The 15,850-nt window shown below is 60.1% G+C and carries 11 protein-coding genes; 6 read left to right on the top strand and 5 right to left on the bottom strand.

Translation table 11 applies throughout. The features are described from left to right. Window positions 1-8: 8 nt before the first annotated feature. Genes R3175_RS04095 through R3175_RS04115 form a run of 5 tightly spaced genes read left to right on the top strand, consistent with a single transcriptional unit; the run spans window position 9 to window position 5,311 of the window. On the top strand, window positions 9-992 hold the full coding sequence (locus tag R3175_RS04095; protein ID WP_318942594.1) for a DUF58 domain-containing protein: 984 nt from the start codon (window positions 9-11) through the stop codon (window positions 990-992). After that, complete coding sequence (locus tag R3175_RS04100) at window positions 989-1,411, top strand: DUF4381 domain-containing protein (protein WP_318942595.1); 423 nt, start codon at window positions 989-991, stop codon at window positions 1,409-1,411. Before R3175_RS04095 ends, R3175_RS04100 begins: the two co-directional genes overlap by 4 nt. A 48-nt stretch (window positions 1,412-1,459) precedes the next feature. Beyond that, a complete protein-coding gene (locus tag R3175_RS04105; RefSeq protein WP_318942596.1) occupies window positions 1,460-2,473 on the top strand; it encodes a VWA domain-containing protein in 1,014 nt (337 codons plus the stop codon). Next, window positions 2,463-3,998: a VWA domain-containing protein gene (locus R3175_RS04110; protein WP_318942597.1), complete on the top strand. Its 1,536-nt coding sequence runs from the start codon at window positions 2,463-2,465 to the stop codon at window positions 3,996-3,998. Before R3175_RS04105 ends, R3175_RS04110 begins: the two co-directional genes overlap by 11 nt. A gap of 44 nt (window positions 3,999-4,042) precedes the next feature. Beyond that, complete coding sequence (locus R3175_RS04115) at window positions 4,043-5,311, top strand: BatD family protein (RefSeq protein WP_318942598.1); 1,269 nt, start codon at window positions 4,043-4,045, stop codon at window positions 5,309-5,311. Here R3175_RS04115 and R3175_RS04120 read toward each other — a convergent pair. From R3175_RS04120 to R3175_RS04140, 5 genes are all read right to left on the bottom strand, one after another. Continuing rightward, window positions 5,308-7,602, bottom strand: coding sequence for a tetratricopeptide repeat protein (locus R3175_RS04120; RefSeq protein ID WP_318942599.1), 2,295 nt, complete (start codon window positions 7,600-7,602; stop codon window positions 5,308-5,310). The genes R3175_RS04115 and R3175_RS04120 overlap by 4 nt on opposite strands. A 201-nt stretch (window positions 7,603-7,803) precedes the next feature. Then, on the bottom strand, window positions 7,804-10,224 hold the full coding sequence (locus R3175_RS04125) for an efflux RND transporter permease subunit (protein WP_318942600.1): 2,421 nt from the start codon (window positions 10,222-10,224) through the stop codon (window positions 7,804-7,806). A gap of 3 nt (window positions 10,225-10,227) precedes the next feature. Beyond that, window positions 10,228-11,154, bottom strand: a complete 927-nt coding sequence (locus R3175_RS04130) for a WD40/YVTN/BNR-like repeat-containing protein (RefSeq protein ID WP_318942601.1) — start codon at window positions 11,152-11,154, stop codon at window positions 10,228-10,230. A 91-nt stretch (window positions 11,155-11,245) separates the two neighbouring features. Then, on the bottom strand, window positions 11,246-12,598 hold the full coding sequence (locus R3175_RS04135) for a DUF1329 domain-containing protein (RefSeq protein WP_318942602.1): 1,353 nt from the start codon (window positions 12,596-12,598) through the stop codon (window positions 11,246-11,248). Window positions 12,599-12,621: 23 nt separating this feature from the next. Next, window positions 12,622-14,478, bottom strand: coding sequence for a DUF1302 domain-containing protein (locus R3175_RS04140; RefSeq protein ID WP_318942603.1), 1,857 nt, complete (start codon window positions 14,476-14,478; stop codon window positions 12,622-12,624). 295 nt (window positions 14,479-14,773) lie between these two features. Here R3175_RS04140 and R3175_RS04145 point away from each other — a divergent pair, with 295 nt between their 5' ends. Continuing rightward, window positions 14,774-15,790: an AraC family transcriptional regulator gene (locus tag R3175_RS04145; RefSeq protein WP_318942604.1), complete on the top strand. Its 1,017-nt coding sequence runs from the start codon at window positions 14,774-14,776 to the stop codon at window positions 15,788-15,790. The last annotated feature ends 60 nt before the right edge of the window (window positions 15,791-15,850 follow it).

Here is a 15,850-nt window from a genome sequence, read left to right on the forward strand (position 1 = left end):
ACTCGTCCATGATGTCGAAGCAGGCTCCCCCCAGACAACCCCGGCGGCAGGAAGCGCTCGCTGAGGATCCTGCGGTGTACGTGAACCTGCATCGCCTCATGGCATTGGAAAACGAGGGGCGACGGGTGAACTTTCGGCACCCACTTCGCCATAGCAGCGTGCTGGCGGGGCGCCACTCATCCCGCCTCCGTGGTCGTGGCCTGGATTTTGAAGAATTGCGGCACTACCAGACCGGTGACGACCTCAGATACCTGGACCCACGCGCCACCATGAGGACCGGCCACCCCTTTGTCCGCAGTTTCACCGAGGAACGGGACCGACCAACGCTGGTTGTCTGCGACCAGCGCATGGACATGTTTTTCGGCTCACGCCTGAATTTTAAATCGGTCACCGCTGCCGAGTTGGCGGCCTTGGTGGCCTGGAGTGCGTTTCACGCCGGCGACCGCGTCGGCGGCCTGGTCTTCAACGACCAGCGGATGGAGGCCATCCCAGCGCACCGCTCACGGCAGCGCCTGCAACAGCTTTTCGCAGCGGTAAGCCGCCAAAACCGGGAGCTGCACGCACAGAGCCCGGGGCGAATGCCGCACACCAACCTGGACCGGGTGCTTCTCCGCTGTCTGAACAGCGCCCACCACGACCACACCATCTGCCTGATCAGCGATTTCTCGGGCGTCGGGGAAGCCACCCTCCGACGCATGCGACAACTGGCCCAGCACAATGATGTCCTGGCCTTTCAGGTTTACGATCCCATAGCCCTGAGCCTGCCCCAGCATGGTCGAATCACAATGATCGACGGCGAACTCCAGGTGTCGTTCAATCTGGGGCAGCAGGCCATCCACGAGCCCATCGCCAAGTTCCTGAGGGGGCGGCTGGCCGGCGTCGAGGAGCTGATGCGCAAGAGCCGAATTCCCCTGTTGATGATCAGCGCCGGCATGCCCACCGCCGAGCAATATCAACGGGAACTGGGCGGCCCGGTTCGAGGCCGGCAATGAGTCTTGCCGCAGAACTCGCCAACCTCCGGGAGTTACCTCCGCCGGAACTGCCGGGGCTCTGGCCCCAGGCCTGGGGCTGGTGGTTGTTGCTTGCTGTCACCGGGCTGGCCCTCGCTGCGCTGATCACTCGACGGCTGAGCGCCTACCATCACGATCGCTATCGCCGGGAAGCCCTGGCGGAGCTCGCGCAATTGGAGCGGGCCTGGCGTCAGCAACCCGAAGCTAGGCCGGCCCTTCGAAAACTGCCCGGTCTCTTAAAACGGGTTATCCTGTATCTCCACGCTAGATCTGGCGCCGTCAAGCCCCCCCCTCCCTGGAGGCCGGTCTACGACAACTGGCCAGCGTCCCCCTTACCGAGGACCTGGGCGCTCGCCTTTCCGAACTGGCCTATGCGCCGGACCACCGTTTACCAGAGCTGAACCCCGACGACCTGATATTGCAATGCCGCCTCTGGCTGGAGACCCACCATGCTCCAGTTTGATTATCCATGGCTGCTACTGCTGGCCCCACTTCCGTGGCTCGGATACCGTCTCCTGCCAGCGTACCGCGAGGAACAGGCCGCCCTGCGCGTCACCTATGCCTCCGACCTGCACGCCGCCTTGCAGGGGGCGGGAGAGGTCGAGAAAACGACCAGAGAGTACCGGTGGCTCATCGCCTACTGGCTGGTATGGCTGTTGCTGCTGGTGGCCGCTGCGCGGCCGGTGGAACTGGCCCCGCCCCTCGTGGCTCAGGAGCCGACGCGGGACCTGGTGCTGGCCATCGACCTTTCCCAGTCGATGACCACAACCGACTACCGGCGGGCGGATGGCACAAACACCGATCGCCTGTCCGCAGTCAAATCCGTTGTCAGCGACTTCATCCAGAATCGGCGCGATGATCGCATCGGGCTCCTGGTCTTTGGTGACCGGGCGTTCGTACAAGCGACGCCAACCCGGGACCATGCCACCGTCGCCCGCCTACTGGCCGACACAAGCAGTGGCATGGCAGGCCCGAGCACAGCCCTTGGCGATGCCATTGGCCTGACCACGCGCCTGCTCGAAAAAGCCGACGACGCGGTCGACAAGGTTTTGATCCTGCTAACGGACGGTAACGACACCGCCAGCCGCGTAACGCCCGAGCAGGCCACAACCATTGCCGCCAGGCATGGCATTCGCATCCACACCATTGCCGTCGGCGACCCGCAAACCCAGAGCGATGACAAGGTGGATGTGGAAAGCCTGAGCGCTATCGCCAAGGCCACCGGTGGCCAATTCTTCCTTGCCTCAGACCGCCAGGCCCTGGCCTCGGTCTACCAGACGCTGGATCGTCTCACCCCCCACCAGGCCAAGACCCTGTCCTTTCAGCCCCGCATCGAGTGGTTCTGGCTCCCCGTGGCGCTGTCCCTGGGCCTGCTGCTGTTGATGTTTGCGACCGTCACCGCCGGCCATCGACCTGTAGCTGCACCGGTTCAGGCGGCAGAAGAGGCGAAACATGGGCATTGAGGTTGACACCGTGCATCTCATCAGACCCTGGGGCCTGTTATTCATCCTGCTTGGCGCAGTGCTCCCCCTGCTTTGGCGAAGGTACCGGGCAGCCACCAGTCAGTTCGCTGCACTGATCCCACAGCGTCTGGCCCGGCATCTATTGATCAACATCGGGGGGGCCTCCAGGTTCCAGCCGATCCATCTGCTCAGCGCCCTGCTGATTCTCGGCGGGCTTGCCGTGGCCGGGCCCAGCTGGGACAAGGACCGACCCGCCTTCATGGAGAATACGGCGCCGATTATCCTGGCGCTCGACCTGTCCGAGAGCATGAATGGCCGCGATGTGACGCCGTCCCGCCTGGCCCTCGCCAAGGCCAAGGCCCAGGCACTGATTTCCCGCAATCCATCCACCCAGTTTGGTCTGATCGCCTATGCCGGTTCAGCGCATCTGGTGTTACCCCCCACAAGGGATGCGGACCTGCTCACCCTCTACCTGGATGCGCTGGCATCCGAGCTGATCAGCACAGCCGGCCGGAACACGGCGGCGGCAGTACAAGAGGCAAAGGCACTGCTGGCCTCCGCTGATACACCAGGTACCCTGGTTTTTATCACTGACGGCATCGACCCAGGCCAAGCCGATGCCACCCGAAAACGTCTGCAAGAGACACAACTCCAGCCGCTGATCCTGGTCCCCGGACAAGCCGGAACGGCGACCACCGGTTATGGCGGAGACCCGGCCCTGATGCAGAGCTTCGCCGACACCATTGGCGCGGACATTGGCAGTGTGACGCCGAGCACCGACGACCTCGAATGGCTGGAACTGAGTGCGCTCAGTCACTTTCGCGACGCTGACCAGCAAGACGACAGTTTGCAATGGAAAGATCGGGGCTATTGGCTGGTGTGGCCACTGCTTGCCCTTGCCATTCTGGGCATACGGCGTGGCTGGTCGCTGCAGGCGCTCGTTCTCGCCACCATGCTCAGCGGCCCGGGCCTTGCGCCAAGGGCGATGGCCGGACCGCTGGCGGATGCGTTCCTCACTCCGGACCAACAGGGCCGACTGGCCTATGAGGAAGGCCGATTTCCGGACGCCGCCCGGCTTTTCCAGGATCCCTATCTGCGGGGCCTGGCCGCCTACCATGCCGCCAACTACGAGCTGGCCATTGCCAGTTTCAGGCGACTGGATTCCGCAAGAGCCTGGTTCTATCTGGGCAACAGCCTGGCCAAACGGGTTGAGCTAGAGGAGGCGCTAACCGCTTATGAACAGGCCCTGGCACGGCAGCCCGACTTTCCAGAGGCAAAGGCCAATCTGGAGACCGTCCGCAGGCTGGAGGAGTCACTCGCCAGGGAGCGCAGCCGATCACCAGACATGAGCGCCGATGACATCAAATTCGATCCCTCGCTGGAGCGGGGAAAAGTACAGGAACAACTGCCATCCCAGTCACTCACCGAAGCCGTCTGGCTTGAGAATCTGAGCACCTCACCAAAGATGTTTCTGCGCCGGAAATTCCAGTACCAGAGTCAGTCAGCCGGAGCCAAGCAGCCATGAAAGCCCGACTGCTCTTTTGGCTTCTGTTGGCGCTCCCGTGGAGAGTGCTCGCGAGTACTGACTACTGGACCGAAGCACGCATAACACCGGCACCGAGTGTCACCGTCGGCAGCGCCGCCACACTGGAAATCGACGTTCTGGTCAACACCTGGTTTGTGGAGCCCCCCCGTTTCGAGAACTGGACACTCGAAGGCGCCCGGGTCACCTATGAGGGATCCCAGGGTCGCAATCTGCACGAGACCCGTGACGGTAAACCGTATTTCGGCCTGACATTCAGTTATCAGATTGTGCCCACCAGAGCTGGCAAGTTTGAGATTCCCCCGCTGACGTTGACGATGACGCCGGGCCTGTCCGATGGGCCGGTCTCCCTTTCTACCGAACCCGTCCGGTTTACATCGGCCCTGCCAGAGGCCCTGGCAAGCCGGTGGCCCATCCTGATGGCGTCCTCGGTAGAGGTCAGACAGACGTTGCAACCAGAGAGCACCGAGCTCATCGCGGGCGCCCTGGTGATCCGCGAGGTTTCCATCGATGCCACCGGCGCACAGACCATCAGGATCCCCTCCATCGACATACCCGGCCCTGAAGGGGTGCGGGGAGAACGCAAGCCGCCCACCGTGACAACACTGACCAACGAGCGGGGCCAGGCGGTAGGCGCACGGCGACTCGACGCCGTCGGTTACATCGTCGACACCCCCGGGAACCTGACCCTGCCGGCGTTCACCCTGACCTGGTGGGACACTACCGCCGGTCGGCTGGTGGAAACCACGGTCCCCGCCATTGAAGTGGCAGTCAAGCCAGCAACAGTTGCGGCCAGCCCGTTTCCCCTGCACTCGAAGCTGGCAGCCCTTCAACATCGCCGCGACACGCCGTTCCCATGGTGGGCCTGGCCGGCGCTGGCCTTGTTGCTGGCATGGCTTTCGGGACTGGCGAGACGGCCGGCGAAAACCGCTTTCCAAATGGCCAGGGTCGGTCGCAAACGACTTTGGAGCACCTGGCTTAGGTCGACCGTCTATCTTCGCTACCGGGCACGTCGTCGAATGAATCAGAGCCCGCCGGATTTGCTGGGGCTGTATCACCTGCGGTCCCACTGCGATGGAGCCCATCTCTTGCTGCCGCCGAATGACGACCGGCTCTCGCCCCCAAACCGTAGCCAGCTGGAGCAAGGCCTTGCGGAGTGTTTCGGAAAAACCGGGCGGCGGGCGACCGGCAAACGCACACTCAAACGCATGATTCGCGTTTTCGGCAAGCAGATGCGAGGCCCTCGGGACAGGGTGCGCCGCGGCGTACTGCCCCCACTTAATGGCCGAACCTAGTTCAGGCTGGCTTCCAGGTCCCGGATCAGACGTTCAACCCGAGGGTCCTGAGGGGCCACCCCCTGCCACCGTCGCGCGTAGCCCAACGCCTCCACCCTGCGCCCCTGCTGCAGCGTTACGAACACCATGGCGTTCAGCAGGTCCGGGTCCTCAGGGTGCGTCTCAAGCCCTCCCGCAAGCATCGTTTCGGCTGCTTCGAGTCGGCCCAGCCGGGCAAGAACAAGGCCGTGATTATAGGCTATCCGGGCGTTGCCGGGGTTGAGCTTACCGGCCTGTGTAAACCACGACAAAGCCTCGGTCATATCACCGTGTTCCACCAGGGCCAGGGCCAGAAGATAGGCGAGATGACCTCGATCTGCCTCAGCGATCCGCTGGCGCCTCACCCCATCCTCGAGCACCTGGATCGCCAGCGAGTGCTGGCCCTGATCGCTGGCCAGGGTGGCCAGGTTTACCCGCGCCGGGGTAAACGCCGGATCCATGCGGAGCGCCTGCTGATACTGTTCCAGCGCCTCGGAATATCGCCCCTCCCGTTGCAGGTAGGTCGCGAGGTTAAGTCGGGTACCCGGAAGCGTCGCCAGGCCGATCAGCCGCTGCTCGTAATCCGCCTTCATGGCTTCAATCCTGGTCCGATCGCCTTCCGGGAAGTCGGCCAGGTCCACGCCGGCCAGCGCCCGAAGCGCTTGATCTCGCACGGCCATAGGCCGATCCGGCGCCAGTTGCCCGAGCAACCAGTCGACGCGATCGCCGGCAGGCACCTGCGCCGCGCTGTTGGCAGCGTAGGCTTGAACCAGAGGGTCGCCGGATAGCAATCCGGAACGCAGCGCCGATCCCGCCCGGGCACCGAAGCTGGCCATATGTTCAGCCGCGGTTGCGCGGGCTATGGCCGGCGCATCGGGATCGCGAATCAGACCCGCCAGGCGAATAAAGGCGTCGGCCTCCGCCTGCCGGAACGCGCTGAGAGCCAGCCCGAAGTGCGGGCGCCGTTGCGGCGACTCGAACCAGCGATCCAGGGTGGCCATCGCCCACTCCGGGCCCTTGTCCTGGTGACAGCCATTGCAGGCATTGGGACTCCCGGTGCTGAGCGTCAGATCCGGCCGGGGAATCCGGAAACTGTGGTCCCGCCGCGGATCGACAACCATGTAGGTCTGGTCCGGCATATGACAGTTGACGCACTGGGCGCCTGCGGAATCCGACGGATGATGATGGTGATTCTCGGAGGCATAGTCACCCGCCTTGAGGGTGGGAAAACGCTCGGGGGGAAAGGCGTTGTGGCACTGGAGGCAAAGACCATTGCCTTCCATCAGGAGCTCAGCAGTATGCGGGTCGTGACAGTCCAGACAGTCGACCCCAGCCGCGGCCATTTTGCTCTGCACAAACGAACCGTATACGTAGACTTCGCCCTGTATTTGTCCGTCGGAATGGTACAGCTCCGGCCTCAAGGTCGCGGGGATCGCCTTGTCCAGATAAGGTTCCTGGGCATGGTGACCGTCCTTGAGCGCCTGGCGACGGCTATGGCAATAGGCGCAGGTTTCCACCACCTGCTCGCTCGCCATGTTCCCGAAATCCACTTTCAGGCCTGTCGTTCCGGCAGTCTGCCCGACGCCGGTGTGTTCCGCGTGCCGGTTCGCCCAATTGACATGATCCCGCCCGGGGCCATGGCAGCCCTGACAACCCACGTTCTGTTCCTGCCAGGTGGTCGCGAAGGAATCGGTTTGCGCCTCGTAGTTCATGCTCAGGGAGGTGGAATGACAATCCGCACACATGGCATTCCAGTTCTGGTAACGCCCCGTCCAGTGCAGGGCATCGTCCGGGGCGAACCGCTCCCCCGGATAGAGCGAAAACCAACGCTGCCCGCCCTCATCCCGGCTTCGCGTATCCCAGGCAATGGTTAACGCCTGCAAGCGCCCGCCAGGGAACTCGACCAGGTACTGCTGGAGCGGGTAGTAGCCGAAGGTGTAGGCAACCCTGAACGCCTCGGGCCTGCCTGCCTCGCCTTCCGTTTCAGCCCAATACCCGTCTCCTCGCCTGAAGAACCGGGCTTCAACAGCGCCATCGTTGAAGGTTGTCCCGTCAAAGGCGCCAAGCACCCACTCCTCGGTGGCTGGACGCATCGCCCAGGCGTGATCGGAATCAGACCAGGCGGCCACCTCTTTTTGATGGCAGCCGTTACAAGTCCCCGCAGGCACATAGCCTTGTTCCGTTGCTGAAAAGCCCGGAGCAGTTCCGGCCAGGGCAAGGGTGGACATCAGCACGGAACCGAGGGCAAAGACAAACACACGATACAGCAGCATCCAGTAGGGCCCCTTGTCTGTTTTTCCTCACGGGGGAAGGCTAGCAGTTCTAGCCCGAAAAAAAGAAAAAAGCCACCCCCAGGGAGGGGGTGGCAAGGGTGCCAGAAACGTTCTCCCATCGAGGTACCCGTAACGTTTCTGGCATGCGGGAAAGGTGCTCCGCTTCATTCTGCTTTACAAACCGTCCTGACCGAACGACGTTCAAGGACTGACCGGTGCCTCTCGATAAGATCCCGGGCTAACCACCTCCGAAGGCATCGACTCAGCTTCTGCATCGGGGGACGCCACTGTTTTCCGGTTGCGGAACAGGACAGCTGCGATGGCCGGCAGCAACAGAATCGCACCAAAGAGATTTACCAGGAACATGAAGGCCAGCAGGATGCCCATATCGGCCTGGAACTTCAGGTCCGAGAAGTACCAGGTGGCCACCGAGACGGTCATGGTCAGGGCCGTGAAGGCCGACGCTGTACCACGCTGTTTCAGGGCCTCGTAGAAGGCCTTCTGAACAGTGGCATCGCGATCAAGCTCGTACTTCATCCGCTCGAAGAGGTATATCCCGTAATCAATCCCACTACCAACACCCAAGGCAATCACCGGAAGCGTGTTCACTTTAAGGCCGATGCCCAGCAGTGACATGAACGCGTTGCACAACAACGTCACCAAAGCCAGCGGCAGAATGATGCACAGGCTGATCTTCAGGCTGCGGAACATGGCCAGACACAACAGGGTTACCGAGAAGAACAGGGCGGTGTTAACCCAGGGGTTGGCCGCGGTGACCGCCTCGTTGGTGGCCGCCATTACCCCGACATTACCGGCTGCCAGGCGATAGGTAAGCGTGTCGTTGTCATAGACAGACTTGAACGACTTGATGGCCGCGACAATGTCGGAAATGGTGTCTGCCTTGTGATCGCTCAGGAACACTGAAAAGGCCAGTGCATCGCAATCCGCATTCATCAGGGTGCTGCCATTACGGGTGGCAAAAGCAACGCCCTGGGCAACCTGGGCCTTATTACCCGGGACGACATGCCACTTGGGGCTGGTTTCGGCATAGTTTTGGGTGACACCCTTTACAAAGCCCGGCAGAGCGCCAACCGACGCTACGCCAGGTTGCTGACGCAGGAAAAGTTCAAACTCTTCCACCTGCTGCATGATGTGTGGCTGGACGCACGGCATGTTGTCACCGTTGATCTCAACGATCACCTGCAAGACGTCCACACCCACGGAATACTGAGAGGTCACCGCCCGCACGTCCTGATTGTAACGGGCGTTATCCCGAAGCTCCGGCACCCCATCGCCCAGGTCACCCACGTGCATCTTGTCAGCCTGGTAAATGCCATAGCCGGTAAGGACCAGAGCACAAAGAATAGGCACAAACGCTCTTGGCGTAGTGGCCAGCACACTGAGTTTTTCCCAGAACCAGTAGTGGGAGCCTTTACGGGTCAGGCGGTCAAGGGCGTGCTCGTCCATCTTGGTCAGGGACAACATCGGCGGCAAAACAAGTGAATTAGTCAGGATCATCACGCCCACGCCAAGAGTCGCCGTCAGCGCCAGCTCATGCACCATTTCGATGTCAACAAAGGCAATAACCAGGAAGCCCAGTACGTTGGCGGCGAGTGCCACGACACTTGGGATAACCAGATCCGTCAGGCTGTCTTCAGCCGCATGCTGAATATCGGCACCCTGCATCACATCCAGCTTCCAGGCGTTACACATCTGCACGGCATGGGACACCGCGATGGCAAAGATCAGAAACGGAACCAGAATCGACATGGGGTCCAGACTCAGCCCCAACAGGGGCAGGAGCCCAAGCAGCCAGACAACCGGCACGGCGGCGGTGACCAGTGTCAGCGCGGTCAAACGCTTGGAGCGTGTGTACCAGTAAAGCAGGAGTGCGATGATCACCACTGCGACGGCAAAGAACACCAGAACGCCGCGGGCACCGTTGGCAATGTCGCCGATGGCCTTGGAAAACCCGATAATGTTGACGGTTACCTGGTCATTCTCGAGCTCGGCACGGATGTCTTCGAGCCTGTTACCCACGGCTTGCAGGTCGATGCGCTCGCCCGTTGTCGGGTCCACTTCCTGCAGTGTGGCCACCACCATGGCCGACCGGAGGTCGTTGGAGACGATCTGCCCCACCCAGCTGGATTTGAGCGTGCGCTCACGGATCTCAGCAAGTTCCTGCTCGGTACCGGAATAATCCGCCTCGATCAGGTTGCCACCGGTGAAGCCCTCCTCGACCACTTCCGAGTAGCGGGCATTCGGTGTAAACAGTGAGGTCACCGTGCTTCGCTCGACGCCATCGAGATAGAATACTTCTTCGGTGGCCTGTTTCAGGGACGCCAGGAAGTCCGCCTCGAAAACCGAACCATCCTCGTTGCGCAGAGAAACCATGATCCGGTTGGCGCCAACGAACTCACCCTGGTAATCCAGGAAGGTAGACATGTACTCGTGGCTGAGCGGAATCATCTTCATGAACCCCGCTTCGACCCGAAGCTTACTGGCAGAATATCCCAGCCCGATGGTCATCAACGCCATGATGACCAGGAGCATCCGACGATGACGCAATACGGCCTGCGCAAGCTTACGCGTAAAGCCACGTTGGGTATCAGGTGAACTCATCGCTTAATCCTCTTTCTCTTCCCACAGGCGCACGCCAGCGGTGCTCCCAATTAGCCAATTACCGTTGAGGCGAGAAGCTGCGGTAATGTCTCCGGGCACACCGCTGCGGGTTGCCGATGCGAAGTGCCGGCCATCATCGGTACTGACCAGCACCTGGCCACCGTTGCCAAACACATACACGTCATTGTTCGGACCAATGCCGTGGGCATTGAAAGCAACCTTGGTATCCACCAGGCTTTGCTGCCAGGTCGCGCCCCGATCGTCACTGCGCCATAGTTGACCGCGCATGCCGTAAAGCAACCAGGCACCTTCCGGAGTCTTCATGCCGCCGAAGAACGAGCCCTCGTAGGGCGACTCCAGGCGCTGCCAGGTGTCACCACCGTCCGGGGTGACAAACAGTGAGCCGCTTTCTCCAATCAGTAACCAGTCGCTGCCGGCGTTGGCAATGGTGTAGAGATGACGATCAAAATAATCGTCTGAGATGGCTACCGGAGACCAATCCTGCCCGCCGTTATCGGACCCCATCACTAGCCCAAACGCGCCAACGGCGAGAAAACGGTTGTTGCCGAGGTAGGCCACGTCCATGAACGGGTCGCCACGGGTGTGATCGGACACGTCAATGGATGCCCAGCTGGCGCCATTGTCTGTGGATGAGAGCATCACACCACCGTGACCCACGGCTACGCCGTGACCATCCTCGCTGAAAGCGACCCCCATGATGGATTGGGGTTCGGGCAGACGGTGACTTGTCCATTCATCGGGGCTGTCAGCCGAGCTGGTGAGGAGGACACCACGTTCGCCTGCAGCGAAATTACGATCAGCCGTCGTGACCACGTCAAAAATGGCAACATGGGTGGGGGAAATATCGTAGTCGAGCCGCGACGCATCCCCCCAAACGTTGGATGCAACGGAGCTCAGTGCCAGCGCCAAAGCGCCTGCACCTAGTTTTAAATAAGCCATGAGAGGAACACCGACTTGGAAAGAGTAAAGGGCGGGAACCCGTGTTCCCGCCCGTCTTCACTTAGCGACCGCGACGACGGAGCGCGTCCGGCTGGAACTCGATGTAGCGACCGGTGATACCGAATTGCCAGGGATCTTCAACCTCGTTCGCCAGGTTAGAGACCATGTAGGAACCGTTGTTGAGGTCATGGAACAGGTTGAACCGGTACCAGGGCACCTGGGCATCATAGAACTGGATCAGGCCGTGCAGGCTGACCCGCCACAGATCACCACGGGTGTCGTAGGCATCTTCCATCAGCACAGACCAGGAGTCCTCGTCGAGATAGAAGGTACGGCTGCCGTAGATATGGCTGCTGTCGTCACGGAGCGTGGCCTCGACCACCCACACCCGGTGCAGCTCATAACGCATCAGGTCAGAGTTGATGGTGTTGGTTTCCAGGATCTGGTCATAGCTCAGCGACTTGTCGCTCAGCTTGTAGGTGTTGTAAGGAACGTAGATCTCCTTCTTGCCCACCAGCTTCCAGTTATAGCGATCAGGCGCACCGTTGTAGGCATCGAACTGGTCCGTCGTACGCAGGCCTTCAGTACCGTCGTTGGCATTGTCGTAGGCCAGATCAGGCGCACGACGCACACGGCGCTGACCCACGTTGTAGATCCATGCGGAGCGCACTTCCTTAACCTGATCGATCGGCTCGTGAACCAGCTGGATGGTACCTTCCAGAGTCGGCGGATTGGTGAACTCGGCCATGTAGTTCAGAAGGCGGTTTTCGGATTGACGGTCCATGTTCTCATCGAACACCCGCTTCTCATGGAAACCGACCTTGTAATAATCGCCGTTACCCCGAACCGGGAACCAGTTATACAAGCGGTCCACACCACCGCCGAGATAGCGGACGTTATGGTTCCAGATCGCCTGCAGGCCGTTTTCCGGAATCGGGAACGGCACGTTGGAACCGTTCAGATTTTTGATACCAAAGCCTTGGAGCTCGACCACATCCGCCTGTTCCTTGATGTTGGCGTAAACCTCTTCAGGAAGCGCTGCGGTCCGGCGGGTCTGGTAGACCGGCATCTTGAAGTTGTCGTACTTCTCCAGCAGCGCAATCTGACCTTCACTCAGGCGATCCCGGTACTGATCCAGGTTGTCACGGGTGATGGTGAACTGAACCTGGTCTTCGGGGAACGGATCGATATAGCCCTGCTCCGGCTCCCAGCCTTCCGGTGGAGTGGTCAGGCCGCCGGTCCACGCGGGGATGGTGCCATCTTCATTGGCGTTCGGGTTTGCACCAACCGGAGTCAGCTCGGCACCCAGTTTGGCGACCTGCTCTTCGGAGAGGCCAGCCGCTGCCGGACCGGCGAAGGCAATCGCTGCCGACAGTGCAACCGCACGGGACAACAGGTTTCGAGATACAATCATGATAGTTACCTCAGCTTTTTGTTTTAGAAGGTGTAGCTGTAGTTGACCGAGCCGTAATCGCGGTCACGGTGGTCGTCATAGTCAGCCGAGTCGGCGAAGTGCACGAAGCTGAAGCCGAACTTGTGACGCTTGAGATAGGTGAAATCGGTTGCAAATGCGGTGGCAATCCGGCCTTCTTTGAACTGGCCATCAAGAGCATTACCCTTGACGTCATGGCCCACGAACAGTGACGGCTGCACCAACATGCCGAGACCAAACGGGTTCTGGTAATCCAGCGAGCCACGGATACGGTAGCCCCAGGAGAAGTCGGTGACGTATCCGTCGTTCTTACACCCATCCGGGGAGGCATTCACACCAATATCGCAAGGATTGGCCCCTCCAAAGGCGTCCTCGTGCTCACCAAAACCGAAGGTGAAGCCTCGGCCGTAGCGACGCCCTGTGGAGGAATCCGGGATGTCCCCGCCATACTGGAAACCGACCTCGGCAATCAACAAAGCGGTTTGCGCACCCAGCACGTTGGACCATAGATTCAAGCCATTGATTTGAAACTGGGTTTTGTCAAATCGGTCATAGCCACGAACGTTGGCGTTGGCACCAGCGGTCGCCAACGCTTGCCCCATCGGGCCCTGTCCGGTAATAGCGCCGACGGCCAGGTCAGCACCATTGATAATGACCGGCAAGTTGTTGGTGTGGGTCAGTTCAGCGCCCACAGACCAGCTCGCAATGTTGGCGGCGGCACTGATGCCGTAGAGCTGGATATCCTCCGGATAGACCCAGGCCACATCGGCCGGAGTCGTGCCAAACTGTTCATCCAGTTTGGCCGGCAACCCGGTGACGGCCCCAGTACCAAATCCGCTGCCGGTGTTGATGTTCAGCATGGGGAATTTTGAGTGGTAGTTGATCGCATACAGGCCAAACTCAGTCTGGATCGCATCAACCGGGAACCGCAGGGCGACACCAAACTGCCCCTGGTCATCGGTGTCGTTGCGGTCCGCTTGCGGGTAGTAGGTGCCGTCGCGCAGGTCATCTGCGCTGGAGCCCGGCCCGAAACCAACCGCGCTCACGCACCCACCTACGTTCGGAGAAATCGCACTTTCGGTGACCGCCCAGTAGTGACCACAACCTTCGACCGGAGAGTTCTGCCATTCAAACTGGTAGTAGGCTTCAACAGAGACGCCTCCGCCAAGGCCCAGGTTGGCGTACAGCATATTGCTGGGCAACAGCACTTCACGAAGCTCGGTACCCGGGCGACGGAACGCCGGGACGTCGATCGGGTTGATCCCCTGGTTCACGCCCTGGATAAACAGGCTTTCGCCCCAGTTCACCACCTGGCGGCCGAGCCGAACCTGCAGCGGCCGGTAATTGATGTCCCAGGTGTTGTAGACAAACGCATCCATCAGCTGAACGCCCGAGTACTTCAGCAGGTTGTCATAACCACGATCCGACAGGGGCTCCCCCTGTTGGTAGCCATTGGCCTGGTTACCAAAGCGAACCCCCTCGTGCTCAAGCGCCTGGTCGTACCAGCCTTTTACCCGAACCAGCGCGCCCATGTAGTCCTTTTCCAGCGACAGTTCGGTCAGGAACTTTGCCACCGTCGAGAAACGATCGCCCTTGTCGTAGTTGAGATTGCCGCCATCGGATTTACCACCGCTACCAGGCTCCTCGCCGACAACGGCAGCGTTAGCGGCCGAGTAGAGAGCCGGATCCGGGTCCTGCAGGCGCCAGCTTGAACCTATGGACACGGTTGTATTCAGAGCGCCATCCCATTCACCTGCATCAAAGGAAAAGGCATTGGCAGCAGTTGAAAAACCAGAGACAGCGGTTGTAAGCGCGATGCTCACAGACAGCTTACTTACAGTGAAGTGCTTGGGTTTTTTCATGTTTTCGGGATCTCCTGCGCACCCAGCGTGTCGCTGGAGGCGCGTCGTTGTTATTGTCTGCGACTACGGTACGTAGTATTGCCAACCCATCACTCCCGCTGTTTAGTTTGTAATGACAGGTTTTTAGCCTTTGACGACACGAGGCAGGATGAAAAAGGCGGGCTCAACGTCCACAATAAAACTACAGAAAGGGCGGAATGGAACTGGCTTCGACGACTTTCGGCAGCTAACCTGACGTCCCCGAAAAACGACCAAGTACGCAAAAAATCTCAACTATAAAACGAGTGCGGCAGGTATGAATAACGCATTACTCAGAGCCCGGGCCATGATGGGCGTGCCCGAAACCATTCGGGAGCTGGGGGGCAATCCCGCCCGATTTCTCTCAGAATTCCATCTCAGTGAGGAGTTGATCCAGAACCCGAAACAGATGATGCCTTACATCACGCTGATCAACATGCTTGAGAAGGCCGCCGAGGAGTTTGACTGCCCGGATTTTGGCATGCGGGTGGGTCAGAAGCAGGGCCTGAGCGTTCTCGGACCCATCGCCGTTATCGCACAGAATTCTTCGACCGTTGAAAATGCGCTGCATCACATCATCAAATACATTGGCTATCACAGCCCTGCCATTCACCTGACCCTGGACCCGCCCACCTCCGAAAAATATCGCGGTCTCCACTTTGACATCACGCTGACCCAGGGGCAGGCTCGATCCCAGACACTTGAAATGAGCATGCTTCTTGCCCTGAAGGTCATCCGGATCCTCATTGGGCAAAGTTGCGAACGCTGCCCGGTTCATTTCCGTCACTCACAGATCAGCCCCACGGCCAAGTACCGCTCGATTTTTAACGCCCCAGTCACTTTCGGAACCCCAGAAAATGTGGTGTTTATCCCCTCCAACGCCCTGACACGGGAAATCCACCAGAGTGATCCGGCACTGCGGCAGACCATGGAGGAATACGTCGCCCAACACATTGACACTCAAACCCATTCCCTCCGTGACAATGTCCGTTCTTTGATCATTTCGTTACTGCCGCTGGAACGGCGCTGCACCATTTCCCTGATTGCCAGACACCTGGCACTCAGCGAGCGCACCCTACAGCGACGTCTTAAGAAAGAGGGCCTGGTATTTGAGGAACTGGTGGACGAAATCCGCCGTGAAATGGCTGCGGATTATTTACGGGAAGAGGGCATGGCCATCTCCCAGGTCGCCGGTCTGATCGGCTATGGCCAGCAAAGCTCGTTCAACCGTGCCTGCATTCGCTGGTTCGGAAAATCTCCGAAAGCCATACGTGAAGAGCTGTTGACGGCATGACGTAACCCCCCCGGCGCCTAAGAGAAATGCGCCCGATGGTACAAATTACAAAAACTTTGT

This window comes from Marinobacter sp. (genome assembly GCF_033722735.1).
GTDB lineage: Bacteria > Pseudomonadota > Gammaproteobacteria > Pseudomonadales > Oleiphilaceae > Marinobacter.

Excerpts from the sequence above, each read along its gene's own strand:
- R3175_RS04120 (WP_318942599.1), bottom strand. The coding sequence starts at position 7,602 with ATGCTGCTGTATCGTGTGTTTGTCTTTGCCCTCGGTTCCGTGCTGATG.
- R3175_RS04100 (WP_318942595.1), top strand. The coding sequence starts at position 989 with ATGAGTCTTGCCGCAGAACTCGCCAACCTCCGGGAGTTACCTCCGCCG.
- R3175_RS04105 (WP_318942596.1), top strand. The coding sequence starts at position 1,460 with ATGCTCCAGTTTGATTATCCATGGCTGCTACTGCTGGCCCCACTTCCG.
- R3175_RS04135 (WP_318942602.1), bottom strand. The coding sequence starts at position 12,598 with ATGATTGTATCTCGAAACCTGTTGTCCCGTGCGGTTGCACTGTCGGCA.
- R3175_RS04140 (WP_318942603.1), bottom strand. The coding sequence starts at position 14,478 with ATGAAAAAACCCAAGCACTTCACTGTAAGTAAGCTGTCTGTGAGCATC.
- R3175_RS04145 (WP_318942604.1), top strand. The coding sequence starts at position 14,774 with ATGAATAACGCATTACTCAGAGCCCGGGCCATGATGGGCGTGCCCGAA.
- R3175_RS04095 (WP_318942594.1), top strand. The coding sequence starts at position 9 with ATGATGTCGAAGCAGGCTCCCCCCAGACAACCCCGGCGGCAGGAAGCG.
- R3175_RS04125 (WP_318942600.1), bottom strand. The coding sequence starts at position 10,224 with ATGAGTTCACCTGATACCCAACGTGGCTTTACGCGTAAGCTTGCGCAG.
- R3175_RS04110 (WP_318942597.1), top strand. The coding sequence starts at position 2,463 with ATGGGCATTGAGGTTGACACCGTGCATCTCATCAGACCCTGGGGCCTG.